At 64.5% G+C, this 21,708-nt stretch carries 30 protein-coding genes; 4 read left to right on the forward strand and 26 right to left on the reverse strand.

The genetic code is table 11. The features are described 5' to 3' along the window. The first annotated feature begins 90 nt into the window (after positions 1-90). Both V7672_RS00650 and V7672_RS00655 read left to right on the forward strand, forming a co-directional pair. Positions 91-1,281 carry a tyrosine-type recombinase/integrase gene (locus V7672_RS00650; RefSeq protein ID WP_335622745.1) on the forward strand — a complete coding sequence of 397 codons (1,191 nt, stop codon included), beginning with the start codon at positions 91-93 and terminating at the stop codon, positions 1,279-1,281. Next, positions 1,281-1,625 carry a hypothetical protein gene (locus V7672_RS00655; protein WP_335622746.1) on the forward strand — a complete coding sequence of 115 codons (345 nt, stop codon included), beginning with the start codon at positions 1,281-1,283 and terminating at the stop codon, positions 1,623-1,625. The genes V7672_RS00650 and V7672_RS00655 overlap by 1 nt, the downstream gene beginning before the upstream one ends. 83 nt (positions 1,626-1,708) lie before the next feature. Here V7672_RS00655 and V7672_RS00660 read toward each other — a convergent pair whose 3' ends face one another. From V7672_RS00660 to V7672_RS00780, 25 genes are all read right to left on the reverse strand, one after another. Further along, positions 1,709-1,987, reverse strand: a complete 279-nt coding sequence (locus V7672_RS00660) for a hypothetical protein (RefSeq protein WP_335622747.1) — start codon at positions 1,985-1,987, stop codon at positions 1,709-1,711. Continuing rightward, a complete protein-coding gene (locus tag V7672_RS00665) occupies positions 1,941-2,285 on the reverse strand; it encodes a hypothetical protein (RefSeq protein WP_335622748.1) in 345 nt (114 codons plus the stop codon). Before V7672_RS00665 ends, V7672_RS00660 begins: the two co-directional genes overlap by 47 nt. Next, on the reverse strand, positions 2,282-2,974 hold the full coding sequence (locus V7672_RS00670; RefSeq protein ID WP_335622749.1) for a hypothetical protein: 693 nt from the start codon (positions 2,972-2,974) through the stop codon (positions 2,282-2,284). Before V7672_RS00670 ends, V7672_RS00665 begins: the two co-directional genes overlap by 4 nt. Before the next feature lie 192 nt (positions 2,975-3,166). Further along, a complete protein-coding gene (locus V7672_RS00675) occupies positions 3,167-3,379 on the reverse strand; it encodes a hypothetical protein (protein ID WP_335622750.1) in 213 nt (70 codons plus the stop codon). Next, on the reverse strand, positions 3,376-3,612 hold the full coding sequence (locus V7672_RS00680) for a hypothetical protein (RefSeq protein ID WP_335622751.1): 237 nt from the start codon (positions 3,610-3,612) through the stop codon (positions 3,376-3,378). Before V7672_RS00680 ends, V7672_RS00675 begins: the two co-directional genes overlap by 4 nt. Then, positions 3,609-3,881 carry a hypothetical protein gene (locus tag V7672_RS00685; protein ID WP_335622752.1) on the reverse strand — a complete coding sequence of 91 codons (273 nt, stop codon included), beginning with the start codon at positions 3,879-3,881 and terminating at the stop codon, positions 3,609-3,611. The genes V7672_RS00680 and V7672_RS00685 overlap by 4 nt, the downstream gene beginning before the upstream one ends. Positions 3,882-3,890: 9 nt before the next feature. After that, entirely contained in the window at positions 3,891-5,318 is a 1,428-nt protein-coding gene (locus V7672_RS00690; RefSeq protein ID WP_335622753.1) for a phage head spike fiber domain-containing protein, read from the reverse strand. Further along, the gene (locus V7672_RS00695) at positions 5,311-5,730 is read right to left on the reverse strand and encodes a hypothetical protein (RefSeq protein WP_335622754.1); all 420 of its coding nucleotides are present in this window, start codon (positions 5,728-5,730) and stop codon (positions 5,311-5,313) included. The genes V7672_RS00690 and V7672_RS00695 overlap by 8 nt, the downstream gene beginning before the upstream one ends. A 34-nt stretch (positions 5,731-5,764) precedes the next feature. After that, complete coding sequence (locus V7672_RS00700) at positions 5,765-9,172, reverse strand: hypothetical protein (RefSeq protein ID WP_335622755.1); 3,408 nt, start codon at positions 9,170-9,172, stop codon at positions 5,765-5,767. 1 nt (position 9,173) lies between these two features. Further along, positions 9,174-9,599, reverse strand: coding sequence for a DUF6950 family protein (locus V7672_RS00705; RefSeq protein ID WP_335622756.1), 426 nt, complete (start codon positions 9,597-9,599; stop codon positions 9,174-9,176). Beyond that, positions 9,596-10,171: a hypothetical protein gene (locus V7672_RS00710; RefSeq protein ID WP_335622757.1), complete on the reverse strand. Its 576-nt coding sequence runs from the start codon at positions 10,169-10,171 to the stop codon at positions 9,596-9,598. Before V7672_RS00710 ends, V7672_RS00705 begins: the two co-directional genes overlap by 4 nt. After that, a complete protein-coding gene (locus V7672_RS00715; protein ID WP_335622758.1) occupies positions 10,171-10,755 on the reverse strand; it encodes a hypothetical protein in 585 nt (194 codons plus the stop codon). The genes V7672_RS00710 and V7672_RS00715 overlap by 1 nt, the downstream gene beginning before the upstream one ends. 2 nt (positions 10,756-10,757) lie before the next feature. Beyond that, a complete protein-coding gene (locus tag V7672_RS00720) occupies positions 10,758-14,069 on the reverse strand; it encodes a phage tail tape measure protein (RefSeq protein ID WP_335622759.1) in 3,312 nt (1,103 codons plus the stop codon). Beyond that, positions 14,066-14,398, reverse strand: a complete 333-nt coding sequence (locus tag V7672_RS00725) for a phage tail assembly chaperone (RefSeq protein WP_442888773.1) — start codon at positions 14,396-14,398, stop codon at positions 14,066-14,068. The genes V7672_RS00720 and V7672_RS00725 overlap by 4 nt, the downstream gene beginning before the upstream one ends. Further along, positions 14,398-14,841: a hypothetical protein gene (locus tag V7672_RS00730; RefSeq protein ID WP_335622761.1), complete on the reverse strand. Its 444-nt coding sequence runs from the start codon at positions 14,839-14,841 to the stop codon at positions 14,398-14,400. The genes V7672_RS00725 and V7672_RS00730 overlap by 1 nt, the downstream gene beginning before the upstream one ends. Positions 14,842-14,913: 72 nt before the next feature. Further along, complete coding sequence (locus tag V7672_RS00735) at positions 14,914-15,306, reverse strand: hypothetical protein (protein WP_335622762.1); 393 nt, start codon at positions 15,304-15,306, stop codon at positions 14,914-14,916. A gap of 153 nt (positions 15,307-15,459) precedes the next feature. Beyond that, positions 15,460-15,873: a phage tail terminator-like protein gene (locus tag V7672_RS00740; protein ID WP_335622763.1), complete on the reverse strand. Its 414-nt coding sequence runs from the start codon at positions 15,871-15,873 to the stop codon at positions 15,460-15,462. A gap of 2 nt (positions 15,874-15,875) precedes the next feature. Continuing rightward, a complete protein-coding gene (locus V7672_RS00745; RefSeq protein ID WP_335622764.1) occupies positions 15,876-16,322 on the reverse strand; it encodes a hypothetical protein in 447 nt (148 codons plus the stop codon). Further along, positions 16,319-17,359: a phage minor head protein gene (locus V7672_RS00750; protein ID WP_335622765.1), complete on the reverse strand. Its 1,041-nt coding sequence runs from the start codon at positions 17,357-17,359 to the stop codon at positions 16,319-16,321. The genes V7672_RS00745 and V7672_RS00750 overlap by 4 nt, the downstream gene beginning before the upstream one ends. 3 nt (positions 17,360-17,362) lie before the next feature. Continuing rightward, complete coding sequence (locus tag V7672_RS00755; RefSeq protein WP_335622766.1) at positions 17,363-17,584, reverse strand: hypothetical protein; 222 nt, start codon at positions 17,582-17,584, stop codon at positions 17,363-17,365. After that, positions 17,581-17,964, reverse strand: coding sequence for a hypothetical protein (locus V7672_RS00760; RefSeq protein ID WP_335622767.1), 384 nt, complete (start codon positions 17,962-17,964; stop codon positions 17,581-17,583). Before V7672_RS00760 ends, V7672_RS00755 begins: the two co-directional genes overlap by 4 nt. Further along, positions 17,961-19,358 (reverse strand): PBSX family phage terminase large subunit, encoded by a 1,398-nt coding sequence (locus V7672_RS00765; protein WP_335622768.1) that lies wholly within the window; start codon positions 19,356-19,358, stop codon positions 17,961-17,963. The genes V7672_RS00760 and V7672_RS00765 overlap by 4 nt, the downstream gene beginning before the upstream one ends. Next, on the reverse strand, positions 19,309-19,608 hold the full coding sequence (locus tag V7672_RS00770) for a hypothetical protein (RefSeq protein ID WP_335622769.1): 300 nt from the start codon (positions 19,606-19,608) through the stop codon (positions 19,309-19,311). Before V7672_RS00770 ends, V7672_RS00765 begins: the two co-directional genes overlap by 50 nt. A 48-nt stretch (positions 19,609-19,656) precedes the next feature. Continuing rightward, the gene (locus V7672_RS00775; protein WP_335622770.1) at positions 19,657-19,914 is read right to left on the reverse strand and encodes a hypothetical protein; all 258 of its coding nucleotides are present in this window, start codon (positions 19,912-19,914) and stop codon (positions 19,657-19,659) included. Between the two features lie 26 nt (positions 19,915-19,940). Then, positions 19,941-20,189, reverse strand: coding sequence for a hypothetical protein (locus tag V7672_RS00780; protein ID WP_335622771.1), 249 nt, complete (start codon positions 20,187-20,189; stop codon positions 19,941-19,943). Between the two features lie 521 nt (positions 20,190-20,710). Here V7672_RS00780 and V7672_RS15310 point away from each other — a divergent pair. After that, the gene (locus V7672_RS15310) at positions 20,711-20,899 is read left to right on the forward strand and encodes a type II toxin-antitoxin system HicA family toxin (RefSeq protein ID WP_442888597.1); all 189 of its coding nucleotides are present in this window, start codon (positions 20,711-20,713) and stop codon (positions 20,897-20,899) included. Continuing rightward, entirely contained in the window at positions 20,890-21,387 is a 498-nt protein-coding gene (locus tag V7672_RS00785) for a type II toxin-antitoxin system HicB family antitoxin (protein WP_335622772.1), read from the forward strand. The genes V7672_RS15310 and V7672_RS00785 overlap by 10 nt, the downstream gene beginning before the upstream one ends. Positions 21,388-21,409: 22 nt before the next feature. Here V7672_RS00785 and V7672_RS00790 read toward each other — a convergent pair whose 3' ends face one another. Continuing rightward, positions 21,410-21,703 (reverse strand): hypothetical protein, encoded by a 294-nt coding sequence (locus V7672_RS00790; RefSeq protein WP_335622773.1) that lies wholly within the window; start codon positions 21,701-21,703, stop codon positions 21,410-21,412. Between the last annotated feature and the right edge of the window lie 5 nt (positions 21,704-21,708).

Consider the following 21,708-nt stretch of genomic DNA (forward strand, 5'->3'; position numbering starts at 1 on the left):
TTCAATCGCGCGACTGGTTTTAGGGCGGAACTTAGGGCGGCGTCCGGGTCTGACGTTGGGCTATGTTCTTGTCTTGTTCTGGAGGCGAACATGGCGCGAGCGGTCAACCGGCTGAACTGGAAGCAGGTCCAGAGCATGGACGTGCCCGGGCTTCATGCTGACGGGAACGGCCTCTACCTGCGAATCGACGAGACCGGGTCAAAACGCTGGGTGCTGATCTTCCAGATGAACCGGAAGCGGCGCGAAATGGGCCTTGGCAGCGCGACCGATCGCAAGCTGGCAGAGGTCAGGAACGATGCCGAGGAAGCCCGGCGACTGGTCAGGGCCGGTGTGGACCCTATCGCAGCACGTCGGGCTGCGGCCCTTCCGCCTTCGGATCATGCGTTCTCCGCCGTGGCCTGTGGTCTCATGGATGATCTGGAACAGACCTGGCGCAATCCGAAATCCCGGGCTCAGTGGGAATCCAGCCTCAAGTCTCATGCGCCGGCCATCTGGAATGCCGACGTCGCGACCGTCGACACCGATATGGTCCTTGATGCGCTCCGGCCGATCTGGGCCAACAAACCAGAGACTGCCTCACGCCTCAGGGGCAGGATCGAGCGCGTTCTGGACGCTGCCAAGGCCCGCGGACTCCGGACAGGTGAGAACCCGGCGCGGTGGCGGGGGCATCTGTCCATCCTGCTGATCCGGGGCAAGCGCGACCGAGGCCACCACGCCGCCATGCCCTATGAGGCGGTGCCGGACTTCATGGCCAAGCTGCAGGCGCGCGGCGGGGTGTCGGCCCAGGCCCTGCGGTTCCTGATCCTGACGGCTGCCCGATCCGGGGAAGTCAGGGGCGCGGTCCTGTCGGAGATGGATGGCGAGACGTGGCGGATCCCGGGCGAGCGGATGAAGGGAGGGCGTGACCATGCCGTGGCCCTGTCAGACCATGCGAAGGCGGTGCTGCAGGAGATTGGACAGGTGCCCCAAAGCGGGCTCCTGTTCCCCGGGCAGAACGGCACCCTGTCCGTCATGGCCCTGACCATGCTGATGCGAAAGATGGGCGTCACCGGCGCCACCCCGCACGGGTTCCGGTCGTCATTCCGGGATTGGGCCGGGGACTGCACATCCTATCCCCGGGAACTGATTGAGGAAGCCCTCGCCCATCAGGTCGGCAATGCTGTGGAGCGGGCCTATCGTCGCCGGGATGCCCTTGAGAAACGCCGGGCCCTGATGCAGGCATGGGCCGCGTTCTGCATGGGGGAGGCGTCGGGCAAGGTGCTGGCGTTCCCCGGGGCCTGATGCGCATCGCTGATCTGATCCGGGGCGACCATGTCGTCATCTGGGACTGCGAGGTCTGCCAAGGCGTGGGACCAGTGGACTTGATCGCCATCGAGAGGGTCAAGGGCGGCGACTATACCCTCGCCAACCGGCGCGCATGGTGTCGGAGGCCCGGATGCCCCGGTCGGGTCCGGTTCAAGCGCCTGAACGGGCCTTGGGCATACCCCCTCGACACGATCAAGGACGGATCACCGCAGGCATGGGCCTATGCCGACAGGGAGCGGGAGAGGCTGATGGCGGCGGGATGGCGGATCGACATGGGCAAATGGGTGGCGCCGGGCGCAGAAAAGGCCCGCCCCCGGTGAAGGGAGCGGGCCTCGGGTGCGGAGCCATAAGGCTCGACGCTATAGGGGTGTGCTGAGGTGTCCGGGATCACCGGACAACTGGCCTAGCCCGGCATCAGGCGGCGATACCAGGGGCGTTCCAATCGCTCCCTGACCTGTTCATCCCGGCGCTCGCAGGCCTGAATGATCTCGAAGCCGGTTTCCTTGTCGTCATTGGCCTTGTTGAGCTGGCCCGTTTCGGCAACGCCGTAGAGCTGCCAGTCGGTCGCCGGGTCGCCGGTATTGCCGATCTCGGCATGGGGCGTGGCCCGGGTCAGGATCGGCCGGACGAGCTCGCTACAGCCGGTCGCAGTCGGGACGTGACTGCAGGCGGCAGAGCTCAAGGCGAGCAATACGATCGCGGTCAGCGGGGTCAGCTTGGCGTATGGCATTTTGGGCCTCCTGCACTTGTTGATCTGACGCGACGCCCCGGTCATTCAGGGCGCCCATTTCGGTGATGGCCTCGGCTGCGCTTTGGGTGCGGGCCTCGGCCATGCTCTGGTCGGCATTGGCCTTGTTGATCTCTTCATTCCGGCTGCACTTGCCCATGACGAAGACGATCAGGATCAGCAGGGCGACGGCCCCGGCCAGCGCCGCCCAGTGGCCCGGGTCGAACATGCGGATGAACTCGGGGAGCTTCATGCCATCCCTCCCGCGCGAAGGGCTGCCTCGAAGGCGCGGGCCTGCCCTGCGATGGTCTGGGCCTTGTCCGTGCCGTTGATGATCCGGCGGGCGTTGACGTAGTCGCCAGGGAGATAGTCGGACAGCTTCTTGCCGGTGAAGCGCCCGTTCTCCATGCCGTCGCGAAGGATCTGGCCGGCGACGTCGGGCTTCATCGCATCGTCGGGGGAATCGTCGATCCCGTAGCGGGCATAGTTGGTCCGTCCCGTGAGCTGCACATACCCCCGGCCCGCATATCGGGCACCGTCGCCGGGATGAATGTTGCCCAGCCGCGCCGCGACGTGCGGACGCTCGCCCTTGGGGTCGTACATCCGCGTGAAATAGGCCTCGCCCCCATGCTCCTTGATCGGCTGCATGGTCCGGGCGGTTTCGTGCCAAGTGGTCGCCAGGCCATAGGCGATCCACGACACAGGCCAGCCCTTCGTCGCGTCCAGCACGGCATTGAACCCGTCGACCTGGGCCTGGCTGAGAGGCCCGAAGGACGCCTTGACCGAGGCGAAGAACGCGGCAGGGTCAAAGCGGGTCTCCACGGGCGGCAGGAGGGCGTCGAGGTCTGCCAGCGTCGCGACGCCCGCCCAGCCGTCAGCCTTGAGGCCGCGCCGAGCCTGATATTCGCGCACAAAGGCTTCATTCGCCGATGCCTGTGACATGGCGGTCTCCTTTTCGATTTTCGGATGGTGTGGCAGGGTCTGGCCCATGCCTTGGCCCGTCGATCCTGACCTGACGCCTCCTGACCCGCGTGACCGGCGGGGGGCTATCTGGTCCCGTGTGATCGGGGTTGTGTTCTTCGCCCTGGTATTGGCGTTCGTGGCCCGGTCGTGGTTTCCGGTGTCAGCGGTCGGCTAGTCCTTCTTGCCGCGCTGTTCCCATGATTTGAACCCGTAGAGCCCGACGAGGCCAGCGAGAACGGCCCCGATGTAGGCCGCGCCGGCAACCCCGTCCTCGACCTTTGTCGCGCCGATCACGATGGCGACCGAGGCGGCGGCCGATGTGGCGATGATGGAAAAGGGCCGGGCCAGATCTCCGACGAGCTGGCGGATTTGATCGATCGTCATGATGCGCCACTCAGCCCCGACAGTTTCATTACGATCCAGAACAGGCCCATGACGAGGCCGACGAGAAGGGACCACGCCGCAAGCTCAATCCGCCCGGCCCTGCGGTGCGACGAGTCCAGCTTGTCCTTGAAGCCCTCAAGGATGCCGGAAATCTCCCGGTATCGGATCGAGCACTCGTCCTCGTGCTTTTCGATCTTCGCGTATGCCCCGGAGAGCGTCTTCTTCTCAGTCATTCAACGGCTCCGATCACGGCGAGATATTCCTGTTCATCCGTGAACCTCAAGGCCACGGTCATTGTCGGGTCGGTGTGATCGTCGCCAAGCCAAACCCGCTGCATGACGGACGGCTCCACCACGAAGGCGGACAGGGCCGGGTTGGCGTCCATTTCATCGGGCGAACAATTGACATGCCAGCTTGAGAAGACGGTTTCGGGCTGGGTCTCGACGCCCTCACTGTCATACTCAGCTGGGATTACCAGCGGGCCGATTGGATCGAACATCATGGTCGCTCCCTACGCAGTCAGGGCTTGAAGCTCGGCGTCGTCGCGGGCTGCCGGGATGACCACCAGACGACGGATGAACCCGCTCAGTTGCAGGGTGCCCCCGCTGATCCCGCCGATGGTCAGGCGCGAGAAGGATGAAGGAACGGCACCCGAGGTATCAACGGTCGAAAGCGTCCCGCCGCGCGCCATGCGGAAGTCATCGACCTTCGAGCGATAGGCCAGCTTGACCGTCGCATCGACCGCCGCCGTCCCGGCCACTTCAACGGAGCCCGTGGTGGACGAACTGACGACCGTAGCGAAGCCAAAGCCCCCGCTGACGTTGTTCGCGTAGATGCGGTTCGAGGTGCCCCCATCATCCAGATCGAACAGGAACCGGCTTCCAGACAAGATCGAGGAATCACCCCCGGTCAACGCAACATCCGCAAGAACTGTCACCTCCTGCCCGATGGAGAGGCCGGGAAGCTGGATCACATCGGCAGCGCGGGTAGCCGTGGCCCCCGTGGTGACGATGGGCGAGGTGGCGCGACTGCCCGTCTCGATCTGGAAGCCTGCAAACTTGCAGATGCGGTTGTTTTGGGCCGAGAAACGGACGATGCCGTTTGAGGTGCTGCTGAGAGTGCCCGGCGTCGTGACTGTAAGACTGACTCTCCAGACATTCCCGCTCAACCGCTCGTAGCGCGGCGTCCCGCTGGCCTGCGTGACATTGGAAAGCACGAAGCTGAAATCCCCCGTGCCGTTCAGGGGGCCAGCGACCGGCTGAGAGCCGTCCGGCGTCTCGACCAGCACCGACATCGTATAGGTCGTGGAAACCGCCAGCGTGACGGGCTGGAGGGCATTGGCCGTCCCCGACGTATTGGTCAGGGTCAGCCAGTTCAGGCCCGCGATAGGCGGGCTCGACGGCGCGGTCGTGTCGGCAGCATTGGCCCCCGTCGAAAGCTGTGCCGCAGTCGGGGCAAAGCGGGGGAACAGGTTGGTCGCTGCGGGCTCGACCATCAGGCCCCGGTCGGTGATCCGCGCTGCGCCGGATGCGAAGGAGGTGTAGGTGCCCGCCGCCGTCCGGGCATAGCCGACGCTGGCCCGCGTAATCGAAATGCCCGACAGGCCCGACAGCAGGGCAGAGACAGACCCGCCCGACCGGAAGTAGCTGGACAGGGGCAGGACTTCGACACCGCCCGCCATGAAGGCGACGGCGTTTGTGGTCTCGGTGATCCCATACAGGTCCGCACGGGCAAGGATGGCGAGAACAGCAGCGGTCCGATCCTCGGCCTCGTCGCGGAAGCCTTCGGCGGCATCCCGTGCGGTCTCGGCACCGGTTTCGGCCTCCCCGGCTGCGGCAGCGGACGCAGCCGCAGCCGATACCAGGGGCGTCAGGAGTTCGGAGCCAGAGATCGAAACATGCACGACTTGATCGACAACGGTGACAACGGCATCAGACATCTTTCGTCACCCCTTCGGCAATGGTGAAAGTCCCCTCAAGCCAGCGGGCTTTCGTGCCCCCGGATGGCGTGATGAGAAGGTCGTAGTAGAGCTCGACATCGGTGTTCGGCTTCCGGTTCGGAGACCCGCTCGTCACCGTGAAGGGCAGCAGGCCCTCAAGCGTGGCCTCATCAATGCGGATTTCGATGGTCGATGCCGGAACGCCGCCCGTGGTCACGACGGACACGCTGATGCCCTGCGTCGGGCTGGATGTGTTGCCCAGATCAATGAGGGGATCGCCCGGCGCGCCCCTGTAGGACCGGACCTCCATAGCGAAGGTCGCACTGGTCAGGTCATAGGCATCGACCCTGATCTGATACTTGAACGGCACCCAACGCAAAGGGCGCAGGTTCAGGGAACCCGGTGTGATCATTTGGATTGTCCGTGGTTGTGGGCCAGAGCCCGCGTCAGGCGATGGTGGTGGCCTTGAGGTGGGTCACGATGGCCGAAAGATCGGAGAACTGGCGGATAGAGAAGCCGGTATTCGTCGAGGCCCATGCCCGGACTTGATAAGTGTGCGTTCCAGCGCTGGGCGTGGCCGTGAAGCGAACGGGCAGATAGCCGTGGTATTGGTCGCCGTTGATGCCCTCGATCACGATATCGTCGCGAACGGTGCCGACGCCTTCCTCAAGGAACCGGAGCGTGAAGCTGAAATCGCCTGCGGTCGGGTGCCAGAACTTGGCCATCATCTGGACGTCGATCAGCAGGGGCTCGCCCGCCGTCGTGACGTCAAACTCCATGACCAGAACCGACACCCCGGCACTAGTGGCGTCCTCCGTCGTCACCGTGTAGGCGAAGGTGTGGGGCTCAACGGAAATGACGCTGTTCGCGACGATGTCGTCGGTATCGACCTCGCTCTTCGTGGCCAGCGCGCCGAGGCCGTCCGTTGCCGACTTGGCTGACGCGAGGTCAGATGCGGCGGTCGCGTCCAGGTCAGCAAGGCTCGCCGGGTTAACCTGTGCCCCCGTCTCAATCCCCGCCAGCTTCGACGCCGCCGTGCTATCCACATTGGCCAGCGACTTGCCAGTCACCTTGGCCGAGGCGAGGTCAACGGCGTTGTCGGCCAGTGCGGTTGGGCCAATGGCCCCGGCGTCGATTTGAGCCGCCCCGACCGTGTCCAGCGTGGCCAGATCGCCGAGGCTATCCACGCCAGCCTTCGCAGCGGCCAGATCAGATGCAGCGGTCGCATCAAGCGCCGCGAGATCGGCTGGATTGACCTCGGCCCCCGCCTCCACCCCCGAGAGCTTGCTTTGCTCCGTTGCGGAAAACCGCTTGTAGGTCGTGCCGTCCGTGACATGCGTATCGAGATCGACCGCGTCCAGAACTGCCAGCTCGCCAGCGCCAAGGCCCGAGAGCGTCACATCGCTGTTCAGGATGGGCTCAGAGCCCGACAGGCTCGCCAGATTGGCCGGGCGAGAGGACACGCTGGCCCATGCCGCCGTCTGGCCAAGGTTCGCGCCGTCCGTCAGCTCGTTCGTGTTCGTGATGTAGTTGGCGTTGAGCGCGCCAGTATAGCCGAGCCCCCCGATGGTCACCTGACCGCCACCGGCACCAGTCAGGGCACCGTCAGCGCCAATGGTGATCGACGTGTTGAGGATAGGTTCGGTGCCTACCAGAGAGGCGAGGTTCGTGGGCCTGCCGCTAGTGCCCGCCCATGCAGCCGTGCCACCGAGGTTGGCGTCGTCGGTCAGTTCGCTGGTCGCGGTGATGTAGTTGGCGTTCGCAGCACCAGTAAACTCCACACTCCCAGCCGACCGAAGCATCAGGCCAGAACCCGTGCGAGCCCCCGCCGTCAGAGTGCCGTCAGCCGCAAGCGCCGTGCCGATCCGGCCATCGGTAAGCTCGGTCGGCCTGTTCAGCAGATTGTCGGTCCAGTCCGCGCCTTCGGTGGCCGTCAGGTCGCCCGAAAACAGCCCGCCACCCGTCCGGCGCAGGATGTCCAGATCATCAAGGTTGCCCGTGTCGATCTCTACCGTGACCGTCACGCTCCCCAGCGCGACCGCATCCGAATAGTCCTCAAACGGCATCGACTTGGTGACGAGCCAGAAATACCAGGTGCCGGGGCCGGGCTTGAACTTAGCCGTCTGCGCCTCGCCAGCAAGACCACCCTTCGACGGTCCCGCAATCGCGTCGGCAAAGCTGGATGTCGTGCCGTAGAAGATAAGCGTCCTGAAAAACCGGGCGACGCCGTTGGTCCAGTTGATCGTGACCTCGTCGCCGGAGACCGAAATGGAGGCCACAGTCGGGGGGTCGACAGTGTCACCCGGATCGGTCGGGCCGTCCGGTTGGTCGGGCACCACTCCGGTCCGCGTGAATGCGTCCGTATATTTGGCGTCCGTTTCGGCCACGAAATGCAGGCGAACCGCCCCCGTCATGGGGTCGAACTCTCGCTTGGTGCAGAGCACCTTCACCCCAGACAGGGCGTAGTGGGCAACGGTGATCGTGAAGCGGTGGCCCGGCCTCACCTGTCGCATATGAGGCTTGCACGGAATGACGCCGCGCGCCGGCTCCCGAAGATTGGCCAGCGTCAGATAGGTCAGGACCGCGGCCTGGTCCTTGTCTGGCACATAGTTGAACCGCAGGCCCGTCAGGCGCTTCTTGCCGCGATCCTCGGTCACCCATGCCGGGTCCGAGACCTCCTCAATCGGGACGACCTCATAGTCATTCTCGGCCGACCAGAACGAGGCGATGGCGCTGTTGCGACGCTCCTTCCGCTTGACGCCAAGCTGCAGCTCGACCGGCCCGGCCATGTCGGCTTCGGTGATCGTGACCACGCTCGGGTGAACCGCCGCCCGGCTGACGCAGCTGATCTTGCCCGCGACCCGGTTCCTGACGCAGCCCGACGACTGCAAAAGCATGTCCAGCACAAGGCTTTCGTCCATGCCGGTGTCGGGATAGGCCCGGACCTTCCAGCCGTTCGCGTCGGCGATGTTGGCGCCCGCGATGAAGGCGTCGACGTCGATGCCGTCCAGCGACGAACCAATGCCCGCCACCTGTTTCGAGGCGTAGGGCGCCCCATAGCCAGCCGGGCCCGAGCTATTGGCACCGGCCCAGCGGCCAATGGACCAGTTGAGACCCGCGATGCAGCCCTCTTCGATCCAGACCCACGTTGACGGGTCGTCCAGACGGCAGGAGCCCGACCCGCCGGGCCATGTGCTGTCCAGTCGGGGATCCCAGCCAAAGACCCCGTCGAAGATGTGAAGCTGCTTTTCTTCGCCGCCCCGGAACTCCGACCCCTTGGAATTTTCCTGCAGGGTGAGCATGCAGACGGCGCGCCCGCTCTGCTTATAGGCCGAGCCCCAATCGGGGATTGTCGCGCTACCGTTTAGACCCGAGGGGGATGACAGGGCCGTCTGGGGCTGCGTCCCGACCTTGCGCTGCAGCCACATTTTCCCGGCGTGGGGGCCGGACGTGGCAACATCATTGGCCCCGAACGTCGTGACCACATCGTTCGATCGATACTGGTTGAAGCCCTTGATCGGGCCAACCGACAGGGTCGAGACCAGCGAGGTGTATTGGTTGTCCGGGCCGTAGCCGTCCGAGGCATAGTCGAGGCGTCCGGCGCTGGCGACGTTCGCGCCATAGGCCACCGAAAGCGGGGCCTCCATGTCCGCGACCCATTCAAGCGGGTTTCCAGAGCTTCCCGGTACATTGGGCAACAGGCCGCTCAGGAGCGCGCTGGCAGCTATGCCGGCCGCAGCCAGGTTCACCGCATTGAACGCCGCCACGGCGAGCGGGCCAGCCGCGACGACAGTTGCTGCTACGGTCGCAGAGGCGGCAGCGATGGCAGAGGCGGCGGCAAGGGCGAACTCCATGTCAGAACGTCCTCCATGCCTTGATGTGGTCGTGAACGATGACGCTCTGGGCAATCCCGCCGAAGAAGCCGAAGGCCTCGCGGTGATTGAGGCAGATGCCCAGCGCGGCGGGACCGAAAAGGCCGTTGTCAGTCGGAATGGCGATGATGAACCCCGGCAGGGCGCGGGCCAGCGGGATAGCTTCGATGCCAAGGTCATCGACGGCCTGGACCAGATCGTTGAACCCCATCCGCTTCATATGGCGGGCAGCACCTTCGACCGTCCGGTATCTCAGGCCCTTGAGCTTCGGTGTCCCGATGCCTTGGGCATGCAGACAGTGCGCCGCCAGCTTCACGCAGTCCCGATTGGACGCAGGATCAAAGGCCTTGCCGCCGAACCGGGCAATGCAGGAGTCCGCGGCACGGGCCGCACGTTCAACGGGCCTCATCGGATGGCGTTGTTCGGGTTGTCGAGACGCCAGTAGCGTTTCCGGCGAAGGGTCGTCTTGTTCGAATAGCCGAGCTCGCCCGGATAGACCGACTGATGGAAGGCATCGGTCGCCCGGCGCTGATCATCGGCCTCAAGCATCCGCGCCTCTTCGGTGATGGTGTGGATCGCGATGGCACCGGCCGCAGAGCCGATAGAGGTGTCGTCAACCTCGCTGGTCAGCAGGAGGTCTGGCTCACCGATCAACAGGCCGGTGGCGAAGTCCACAACCCCCAGATGTTGCGTGAACCTTGAGCCCTGCACCGAATATGCCGTCATGGCGTCGTGGGCGTCCTGATCCGCAGGCATGATCTCAATCGTGCAGGCCGTGACCTCGTTGTCGATGCCGTCAACGATGTCGTCGGTGCGGCTGATCACGCCGAAGTCGGTCAGGGCGCGATAGACCTCACCACCCCAGCGGACGAACCCGCCATCGGTCCAGCGGATGGTCGTCTCATCGTCCAGCTCCCAGGTGTAGAGCAAGACCGTCATGGGCGCCTGTGACGCCAGATCGGCGATCAGGTCGACGTCCATTATTCGACTTCCGTGATGGTGAAGGCGATGTGGCACATCTGGTGCTCATCGGGTGCCCACGACTCCGGATCGACGGTGACGAAACCCTCCATGGAAGGCGCGACCAGTTCCACCAGGTCGCCGTCCGCGTGAGGGACGCGCATCATCGTGCGGAGCGGGATGGTGACGGAGGTGTCGGCCCCCACGACCACGGCCGACTTGACCCGGTAGCAGTAGCGCCGGCCATCGGTCGTGATCGTCAGCCATTGGTTCTTGCGGATAAAGCCGTTGGCGATCAGGCCATCGACGGGCAGGCTTGAGCCCGCGATCCCGGATCCATTGATGAGCCCGTTACCAATCTTCGAGGTGTCGATGTTCGGCTGCAGGATCGGCAGAACGCACGTCTCTGTCTCATCGTCGATGTCGGCCCATTCCTGAGCGTCCTCATAGTATTGAGGCGCGACACGGCACCGGGCACGGTAACGGGCGCCCATGCGGTTCCGGCGCTGCAGCGGCCCGCCATACTCAGGGACCAGTTCGTTCCGGGCAAAGATCAGCTCCGGCCTGAACTCAATCAGGTCGGTGTCGGGCAGGATGAAGGCCATGACTATCCCCTAATGCCGAGCGTGACGGCTTGCTTCTTGGCCATGTCGGCAGGGACGGCGCGGCGGGAGGCCTGGAACGCCTGACGCGAGCCCTCTGCGACCATCGGGGCGGCTTCCTCACGGATATAGGCCCGGAACTTCGGATCATCCGACGTCACCCGGACCTCTACCGAGGCGGCAAGGCGCTGGATGAAGGTGTCGCGCGTGGCCTGATCGCGGCGGACGCTATCCTGTGCCGTCTGGACCGAGGATTGCACAGAGGCTTGAGGATCGGCTGCAGCGCCCGGGGCAGACCCGCGTCCACCTCCCGAAGCCCGGAGGCCGAGGCCAGCAAGCAGGGCCAACATCGCGGCCACGGCGGGGAAGCCGAGTGGACCCAAGAATTCGAACATGCGAGCGGCACCGGCTGCGGTCGAGGCTGCGGCCTTGGTCATGGAGTTGGCGACCAGAGAGGCGGTCTCCTGATTGCCCAGAACCATCGACTGGACGGCTGCGGAGAACTGGAAGAGACGATAGCCCATCTCGATCGCATGCAGGGCCTTCCAGCCGTCCGAACCTTCTCGGAAGAAGCCCTTGGCAGCAGAGGCCATGTCGCCATAGGCGGAGATTTCAGTCTGGGCACGGTCGCGGGCGAAGATCGCCATTTGCTCGCCAGAGACGTTGGCCATGCCGACGCTCTCGACATAGCGGCGCTGGGCCTCGTCGATCTCGGCCATCTTGACCTGCATGTCGGCCAGACCGGAGACCAGCCCACCAAGGGCTCGGCCCGGCTCACCGAAGGCCTCAGCAAGGCCCCGACCGGCATCCCGTGCATGGTCTGCGATCTGACGCAGGAGATCGACCTGGTATTCGAGTTCGAGGTTCTGAGCCCGGATCATCTGCCCGGTCTCTTCACTGAACGCGGCGTTGTCCCCTGCCCGGCCGATCAGGCCTTGAGCCGCAGAGGTGTTGATGAAGGCGTCCCCGAACCGGCTGCGAAGGTCGAGTTCGGTTTGCAGCATGGCGATCTGCTTGGCGCGTTCGACATTGGTGGCGCCGATCAGGTCTCGCTCAAGCTCCATCACCCGGGCGTCTTCGGCCAGCCGGCGCCCATAGTCCGACGCAGCGGCTTGGCGGTCACGCTCGGCAATGACGAGGTTCATCATTTCCCATGCCATCCCGGCATCGGTGATCGCCTTGGCCAGTTCAGCGGTCGGGGCGGCTTCCGCTGCCATCAAGGTCTGACGACGACGACGCTCCACACTGTTCAGTCCGAGTTCCGTGGTCTCGTTTCGCAGGGCTTCGAGATAGCGGGTCGATTCCTCAATGGCCTTTTCGGTTTCTGACTTGCCGGTGCGCGAGGTCTCAGCACCGACGATGCCGCCCGAGGTGCCCCCGCCAACCGGCGCCGCACGTCGACGAGCAGCCGCATCCGAATACGACGACAGGAAGGCGTCTTGCGCAGCCATAGCTGTCGCGAAGGCGGTCTCTGCGTTCTGTTCTGCAATATCTACCCGGCCCTCGAGACGGCCACCGATGGTGCGCGCGGCGATGGTGGTCTCGTTATAGAGGGGGTCGTTCTTGAAGGTGGCGAGCTCCTTCTCGGCGGCGCTCTGCTCGTCTTGGGCGCGAAGGAGCATTTGCTCGGCCAGCTTGAGCGTCGCAAACTGGGTCTCGATGCCGAGATTGGTCATCGACGTGGTCAGCGCGTCCGCATCCGCTTTGATCTTCTGCAGGGCCTCGCCCGCACCCTCAGCGGCACCCTTCAGGTCGCGCTTCGCCTTGGCGTTTTCAATGACCTGTGTGCGAAGGGCCATGTATTCTTGACCGGCCACACCGGCGGCGCTGATCTCGCGGGCCATGGCGGCAGACATGTCGTCTGATCCGGCCTTTAGCAGGAGATACCCCGCAGCGATCGCAGCGATGGCGATACCCCACGGCCCCAGCATCAGGGCAACCGCCCCGCGAACCGTCGCAGTGAAAATGCTGACAGCGGCCGTCGCCGTGGCAGACGCCGGGCCAACCAGGGCGACAGAGGCCGCATAGGCTCGGACGGTCGCAGAAGCGAGGATGGCCGCCGTGACTTGCGCCGTCATGGCGGACGTCAGGGCGATCACACCCCGCACCGCCACCACGCCCATAGCGGCGCCAAGCAGGCCCATGATCGTGTTCAGGGCCTCGGCATGCGGATAGGCGCCTTGAAGGATGCTATCGACCGTGCGGATGGCCGGGGCGAGGATGTTCAGGATGGAGTCGCCAGCCGATAGGGCATTGGCGCCAAGGGTCGAGAAGATGCGCCCGACCTGAAACGCCGGGCCGGATGCGATCTTGCCGAACGCCTCATCGGTGGCCCCAGCCTTGACGCCCATCTGTTCCATGATGGCGGCGAAGTCCTCGCCAGCGGTTCCGGCCAGCGCCAGCATCGGCACCAAGGCCTCAACCCCGCCGAACAGCATCCCGAGCTGTTCAACGTTTCCGCCGGTGGCCTCATTCAGGTCAGCGAGGAAGCCCGACAGGCCCTTGGCTTGAAGGGCCGCAGAGTTGAACTCCAGCCCCAGCGCACCGGCCAGCTTGGTCGCCTCGGCACTCGGACGCGCAACCGCCGCGAGGATGGCCCGGAGGCCCGTCACCGCAACCGAGGTGCTGATGCCCCCCTTGGTAAGGGCAGCGGTCGCCGCAGCCAGCTCATCGAAGCTGACACCCACTTGGGCCGCGAGGGGCGATACCTGGCCCAGCGACGACGAAAGCTGTTCGACCGTGGTCTTACCCGCGCGCATGGCGACGAACATGGCGTCGGAGACAGCCGTAGCCCCGGCCACCTTAGGTCCATACGCATTGAGGATCGACGTCAGGCCGTCCGCAGCGATCGCAACCGTGGTCACACCGCCAACTGCCAGCTTGTTCGCCGCCGTCAGTTGCTCGGTTGCCGTGGCCGCATCCGACGCGCCGGCCGAAATGATCTGATAGAGCGCCTGCGTCTGCAGCAGCGGGGACGAGTTAAACGCCCCGGCCTGACGGATGGCCGCATCGGACAGATCGCCCATGGAGACCGCAGTCGTGTCAACGAGGGTCGAGACCTCTGCCAGCGCTCCGCTGTATTCCAGAGTGGCCGTACGCAGGCCCAGGATAGCCGCCGCGACCGTGCCAACCCCAAGCAGCCCCAGCGCCCCGGCGAACAGCCGCGTGGTGGCCGCTGCCCGCTCCTGTGACCGGGCAAGAAGCCCCGTCGCGGTCTCGGCCCTGCCGGACTTGTCGTTGACTTGGTCGAGGGTGCGGATCGCCTCCGGCCCGCCGTACGTGTCGAAGCGAAGGCCGAGGGCTGCGAGGTCTGTCATTTCGCCTCCTTCGGCTTCGCTTTTTCACGGATGAGCGCCAGAACGCCCTTCCCATCACGGGCAGAGACGGTCTTCGGTGCTTTGGACGGGTTCAGGATGGCCATGACGGCCAGGTCGAGACGCCTGATCAGGGCGATGTCCCATGCCGACAGGCTGGCGTGGGTGAGGCGGTTGAAGGCCTCTATTTCGGTGTAACTGATCGGGTTCGGGGCCATGCCGACCTGACGGGTAAGCGACAGGTTGACGAAGGCGTCGAACAGATGCGCCAACGCCGGGGGGCAGTCAGGGAGAACCCGGCGCTGGGCATAGGTGGCCTCTGCAAACTGGATTAGCTGGTCTGCGAGGCCTTCAAGAAATTTCCCCGGTCGGCCACGAAGGCGTCGGCCTGATCACGGATCCAGCGAACGCCGGGGTTCATGAACAGCTTCATCGCATTCTCGACCGAGAAGTCAGCCGGATCGTTGGAGTCCGTCCCGTCGATCCAGCCCGCGGGAATTCCCTGCCAGCCGGTAACCAGACGGGCGAGGCTTTCGCAGCCGCGACGGTCGGCATCGGTCACGCTGACCTTGGAGCCCTTTGACAGACTGTCCATGGCGCGCTGACGGGCGGCGGTTTCAGCCTTGATGAAGGCGTCCGAGTCCCGGCCAAGCAGGGTGATGGTGACGGGGTCTCCACCATCGGTCTCGAGCGGGATGCGATCGATGGGGTGAAGGACCGTCATGACCGCGCCGGAGTTGGCAGCCGGGGCGAAGTTCAGCGATGCCAGGTTCATGGCAGGCTCCTAAAAAGTGCGGGGGAGCGACCCCACGCATGGAGTTGAGGGGGTGTTGTTGTTGGGCGTCGGTTAGCTGACGGCCTCGGACGGGTCTTCGTAGACCGGGGTGTCGATCACGCAGTTGATGGCGCGCATGTTGACGGCGCCGGTCTGACCGCTGTTCTTCTTGGCCGACATGATGCGAACGCCGATGTAGACGGTCGAGTCGGTGTCGTTGCTGTCCGCACCGTCCGCATCAACGATCTTGAGCGGATAGAGCGAGTTCGTTCCGGCCGCCGTGATGGCAGCAAGTTGGCCGGCGTCCAGCGGGTCGTTGCCGCAGTTGATGGTGATGCCGCCCGGGTTCTTGGCGCCCTTGAGCTGGCGGGTCAGGCCGGTGGCCAGCGGGGTGAAGGCCACGGTCGCAGCTTCGGAGCCGAACTCACCAACGCTTTCGACGTTGCCGATCTCGGTCCAGGTCATCGACACGTAGCCGGAAGGGTCACGCGCAGTCTCAGAAACGGCAGGCGCGATATAAACGCGAGTGCCAATGCCTCCAGCAATAGCCATGGGAGGGCTCCTTTCGATGGTTGAATGAAGCCGGAGCCCATCTCGGCTTAGGGCACCCTGTCAGACCTAGACGGCCTGCCAGGGGATGGTGACGGGCACCGTGACCCGGTCGGGCTCGGTGATCGGTGAGGACGGGTAAGGCTTCCCGCTGATGGTGACCTTGGTACCGTTCTCGACGAGGGCCAGGGCCTTGGGGAAATGGGCCTTGATCTGGTCAGCGATGCGCACCGGGGCGAGCACACCGTCCTGGCGAGGCCAGTTCACGGTGATCTGCAGCAGGCCTTGGTGCATGGCACCGCTCGTCAGGCCTTCCCATGCGGGACGGTTCAGAAAGACGTCGACCCGGAGATATTTGCCATCTTCCGGAGGGGCGTATGCCGCCCCGGGCTCGGGAAAGGTGATCGGGAGCGCGGGGCTTCCGACCGAAAGGGTTTGGCACCGCAGGAACAGCGCCCGGATGATGTCGGCATCTTCGGCCATGGTCAGGCTCCTGCTCTTGCCTTGGCCTCGGTCACGACCTGACTGACGATCTGCGGCCATTGCTGAGCTGCCAGAGCAACCCAGCGGTCCCCGGGCTGGCCACGGGAGCCGTATTCGCGCGGAACGGCGTAGTTCGCGGTGTAAGCCACCGAGATCGTGTCGGTGAGGTCAGCCTCGGCGATCACAAGGCTGATCGGCCCTGCGTCATAGGTCGCGACGGTGAGGTCATCCGGCTTTGTCGTCTGCGGTGGCAGGTTTTCACCGATCACCCCGACCAGCGAGGCCCACAGAAAGCCGGTGTCGACCCGGAGGTTGCCCCCTGCCCCGCGCGGCGTCTGCATGACCTCGACAGTGCGTTGAGCGCTTTCCTTGTGGACCGCTGACATGCGTTCCTTGGTTTGGCGGGTCCAGGCATCGACCGTGGCGCTGAATGGTCCGCGCTGCGTCATCTGATGTTCGCCAGAAAGTCGATGCGCGTCTCGACCGTGCACCTGCAGCCGATAGTCTCGGAGGACGGGGCCCCAAGGCTTGTGTCGCCGGGATAGAGCATCCGGGATCCTGATGATGCGACGAACGGCTCCCTCAGGCCCGCCGTGTCGGCATCCAGCGAGCGATGTGTGTCTCTCACCCGGGCGTCGGATGCGGTGCGCCAGACCCGGCGAACGTCCGTCTCGGCCACCTCGCCCTGATCAACGGCCTGCAGCACGGCCTCATGCTGGCCCGAATGGATAGCGGTCATGGCCTCGGTGCGCCCGATTACCTCGCCCCGAAGCTGCAACAGCCGGCGCTCATAGGCGGTTATGGCCTTGTTGACGGCCTCGGCCGGAACGGACTTGCCGTCCCGGATCGCCTTGGTGATGGTCCGGTCGAACCGCTCGTCTCTCCGTTTGCGCGTCAGATACTCGCTGAGGGCCCTCGGGTCGCCACTGGTCAGTTCGGCCCTCGCAGAGGCGACAGCGCGTTCCTGCGGCGACGATAGGCCCAGAACACCACCCTCGCGCTTGCCCGTGACCCGGCTGATGCGACCGACAATGTCCAGGGCCACCCGCTTAGGATTGCGACCGGCCTGCATTCCCTTGGTGAGGACGGCCCGGACGGCCAGCCTCTGGTCCTGAATGATCCGGGTGATCAGGTCCGATGAATGGTCCCGAAGCCATGCCTCGGCTCTCAGGTTTCGACCATCGAACCGAACGATGAGCGCCGTGCCGTCCGGCTTGCGCGCCGGGAACAGACCGGCTTGCGTCCGCCCCCCCTCCAAATAGCCCTGCCGGACCTGTTCAAGCAGGCGGTCAAACGATGCCGGGTCCAGCCTCAGGGCCTCGATAGCCCCCTCTACGTCCCCAGCCTCAATGGCTGCGGTGATGCGTTGGATTTCAGCCAGGCTCTTGAGATCGTCTACAGCCGCGATGAACGCATCTGCGATCAATGGCCCATAGCGATCCGCCAGCTCTTGCCAGAGCCGGGCCTGATTCCGGGTTGTGGGCATGTCCTATCGCTCGAAGGCGCTGATCTGGTGGCCGACGACTTCGGCGTTCAGGTCGAGACAGGCGTCCAGAAGGTCGTGGGCCTCGCGCCTGATCCGTTCCGCGGCCTCGGTGTCACCGCGAAGCACAGCCGCCGCATAGGTCGACTGCTTGGCGTTCAGTTCCTTCCACGTCGCCAGCGAGAGGATCGCCGGGTGAATGGATGCGCGGGCCGGGTTATCGGTCATCGCCTGCACTGTGCCTCATACATGACGACGACGCCAGCGGGGGCGATGGGCTTGATGCCGTTGCCCTTGTCTGGGGCCACGATCTCATGGGGAACCCCCCCGATAACGATCTTGTCTGACGGCTTCGGCTTAATGGCCAACCCGCCCGCTGCGATCAAGACCTTCTTGTCGGTCGAAAGGACGCGAACGCCGTCTCGTTCTTGAAGCGAATACTCGGTCACGACCAGAGTGCAGGGCGTGTCGGGGCTCGTTGCCGTCCCTGTCGAAGGATCAAACGAATCCCCGCCCGTCACCGTCTTGCGCCGGATCGCTCCGGCCTGGCCGAAGTTGGCGATCAGCCGGTCAGCCGTGGCACGGGAGCGGAGGTAGTCGAAGGTCACTCTTCGCTGGCCTTCTTGCGCGAACGCCGCTGGGGCTTCGGTTCTTCCTGTTCGGGCTCATCGTCGGCTTGATCTTCGGGCACGACCACGGGATCAGACCAGTCGTGGGGTGCATCGATCAGCACGATCTCCGGGCTTTCCGGCCGGGTCACGGCTGTCATCTGATGCACCGCGACGCCGCGAACGCGATAGTCACCCGCGATCTGGGGCCAGTCGCCGAAGATGTCCGGCTTCACGTCGCCCGTCAGGCGGTCAACCTTGTAGCTGTAGAGCCGGAATTCCCGGGCCGTCTGCTGACAATCAGGATGGATGACCACCCCACCCAGCGACTTGATGTAAGCGACGCCGTCCTCGACGCTGCCCTTCCACTTCTCGACCGGCTGCACCCGTGGCAGGCCATAGCGGCGCAACAGGCTGATGCTTTCCGGCCGCGCATTGTCTGCCCGCGCCACATGCTCTGCAAAGCCGGGGATGCGAGAGGTGATGAACTCCGGGGTTTCGTCCAGCTCGAGCTTCGTCCGACCGGCCTCATGCCTGATCCAGAGCTTGCCATCGTATATCCAGCAGCTCACCGCCGCGGTCGGATCCTGGCTGAACCCGAAGTCGAGGCCCTGATAGGGACCATCCCAATCCGGACCGGGCTCGAACTCCTGAACCACGAACTTGCCGGCGAAGACCTGGGCCTCGGTCAGGGTGAGGAACGCGCCCTCCCAGACGTGGTCATAGGTCTCTGGCCTGAGACGCTGATCCTCGAGCCGCTGACGGTTCAGGACGTCGGGAAACCACGGATTGTCCTGCCAGTTGACTGTCGTGACGATGCAGTCGTCCGGGGTGTTCTTGACGAAGCGCCGGTGCGTCGCGCTCTCTTCGCTCTCCGGGTTGTAGCTGATCCAGTTCTCAGCGATCCAGCCGTCGCCCTCTTCCCGGATCGTCGGGATGAGCTTGCGCCATGCCACCTCGGAGACGTTCTCCGCCTCGTCCGTCCAGTTCCCGATGATCCGGGCCTTCGACTTGATGCTGTCGAGGTTGTGACGCAGCCCGGCGAAGGCGAAGCTGATGCGCCGGTTCTTGGTCCGGATGTACTTCTCGCCGATGTCGAAATAGTCGGCCAGCCAAGGCTCTGACCGGATCGCAGCCTTGATTTCCTCCATCGAGGACTCGTCGAGGCTGTTCAGATGCTCCCGGCTGGCGAGGAAGACACCCTCAACGCCCATCTCCGCAAGCTGATAGACCCGAAGCCCTGCCCTCTTGGCCAGTCCCCGCGTCTTGCCAGATCCCCGGCCACCCTTGAACACCCGGGTTCGCGCCGGGCGGGCGAAGTTCCGGGTCAGGAGAGGGAGTTCTTCAATCCTCGCTATCGGCATCAGTGCCAGGGGCGATGAACTGCACGACATTGGGCGACAGGGAGACGTCCGCGTCGACCCGGGCCTCGATGTTCGACAGCTTCGGATGGACGAACGGCGCGGCAGCCTTCGCCGCCTCAAACCGCATCGCAGGAGGCTGTTCGTCGTCCCGCAGGATCGTCAGCATGTATTCCAGCGGGGTCACGCCCTCGGCTGCGGCTCTGTCTGCGATCTCTCGCGTCTTCTTGGTCGTCGCACCGGGCTTGCGGCCGGCGCCGGGTCGTGCACCTCCACGCGCCATGGTTTGATTTCCTTTGATTGTTTTCAGGCGGACAGGTTCCCGTCTCTCCTACCGGAGGCCACCGAAACCTTCGGGGGTGAAGTTGGGGTCAAAGTTCGTAGCCATCGGCTCGACCTTGAAGCCTTCGATGTGCCGGCCCTCGCGATCAAGCTGGCGTTCCTGTTCGCGCATGATGTGGTCGGCAATCTCTTGGTTGGTGGCAGCGCGATAGCGGAAGCCGTCGTCGCCCGGCTCGGCCATGATGAAGGCGTTCTCATCGGGGCGCGAGGCAAGGTCCATGTCGATGATCGTTTCCGGTGCGGTCATGTCAGGCTCCATAGGCTTTCGCCCCGTCAGGCGGTGACGTGCATTGGCTTCTTGGTCTTCGGGTCGATCAAGGCCGACTCCCGCCGGGGATAGCCGTCGATCCAGACCCGCCGGAATGGGATGTTGTCCATCAGGCAGATCAGGCGCTCGAAGTGGTCGCCGTTTCGGGTGACGCGCTCGGTCACGACGGGTCGGCAGCTATCCAACTCGCAGATCGGGCAGCCCGCCTTCTTGGCATGGGCCGCAGCGATGATGCCACCGACGTCTGCGGACATGGCGCCTCCGGATCACCGGGATTGGTCTTCGCGTGGGGCCAAGCCGAAGCATCCAAGCTAACGGCGCTATCATGGATGCTACCATCCAAGGTAAGCCGCCCATGCGAAGTTAGGTCGTGCGAGGCAGGGACGCAGCCTGCATTCAACACAGCGGGTGCCCGATTTCTTTTCCAGCGACAGCCCCCTTACGGTGAGCCCAAGGCCGGACGGCATTCAATCGCGCTCGCACGATACTGGCGGGCCGGAGCCCGAAACTGTCTGGTGTTCCGCTGTTTCGCCCCTGTCCATCTAGCCGTTGCCGTAGCGTGGTGCGTAGTGGGTGGGGGTCGGGGGCGCGAATCGCCCGCATAGGTTTTGTCCCCCTGTTCCGGTCCGTAGTCAAGGCCTAGTGGCTCAATCGCGCCCATACACCAGATCATGATGATGATCAGCAGCGGTTAGGCGCATTTTTCGGCGCAAATCCCTTGACGACCCCTCCTGCTGTGCGTATAAATATGCGTATCAACAACAGAGAGGGAGCGATGCCCAAGCCCGACACGAACCGCAAGTCCATCACCGACCGCCTATCAGCCGAGGGATGGATCAACGAAGGGGGTTCAAAACACGATCTCTACCGTCACCCAGAGAAAGGAATAACGACGGTCCCGAGACACAAGACCCTCACACCGGGAGTAGCCCGGTCAATCGGAAAGGCGGCGGGGTGGCTTTGACCACCCCAATGCTTTCCCCGCGCGGTTCAGACGGACATGGCACGACTTCCTTCATTTCGGATCAGACAGGAAATCACCCGATGCATTATGTAGCCCTTCTCGATGTGGCAGACGATACCTGGGGCGTCACCTTCCCCGACTTGGACGGGTGCACCGCTATGGGAGGATCCGCAGAGGAAGCCTTGGCCAACGCGCAGGAAGCCCTGCGAGATTGGACCGAGGCGCGGGTAGCTCATGGCTTTGGTGTCCCAGAGCAAAGGCCCTTGGTCGATCTTCTCAAAAGCGACGAGGTCCGCGAAGAGCTGGCCGAGGGCGCCTCTCTTGCTCGCGTCCTTCTGGTCGAAGGCGTCGGCCGGCCAGTGAAGGCAAACCTATCGCTCGATAGCGGCGTCCTTCATGCGATCGACAACACCGCAAAGCGTCTTGGCATCACTCGCTCGGCAATGGTCGAGAAGCTGGCCAAGGATCGGTTGCCCGAATACGCCTAAGGCTGGGACGGAGGGGCTTGGTTCAAGTCCCTCCCTCCGCTCCTTCGTTCAGGATGTGGTCGATCATGGCGGTGAAGGCGGGGCCGAGGCCATCCGCCTCGCGTTCCCAGCCAGCCACTACGGCACGAACATCTGGCTCCCTGATGGCTTGAAGGGCGGCTCGGGCGAGGGCGACAAAATCCACTGCCCCGTCAACGGTCACGCCGCGCAATGCCGCGTCGAGAGCGTCGGGGGAAAATCCGACGTAGGTGTCCTCCGGCGAAATCGCTTCCCGGCTCATCACCATAGCCCGCGCCATCTTCTCAATCATCGTCATCCCGG

It is taken from the genome of Brevundimonas sp. (assembly GCF_036963785.1).
Taxonomy (GTDB): Bacteria; Pseudomonadota; Alphaproteobacteria; order Caulobacterales; family Caulobacteraceae; genus Brevundimonas.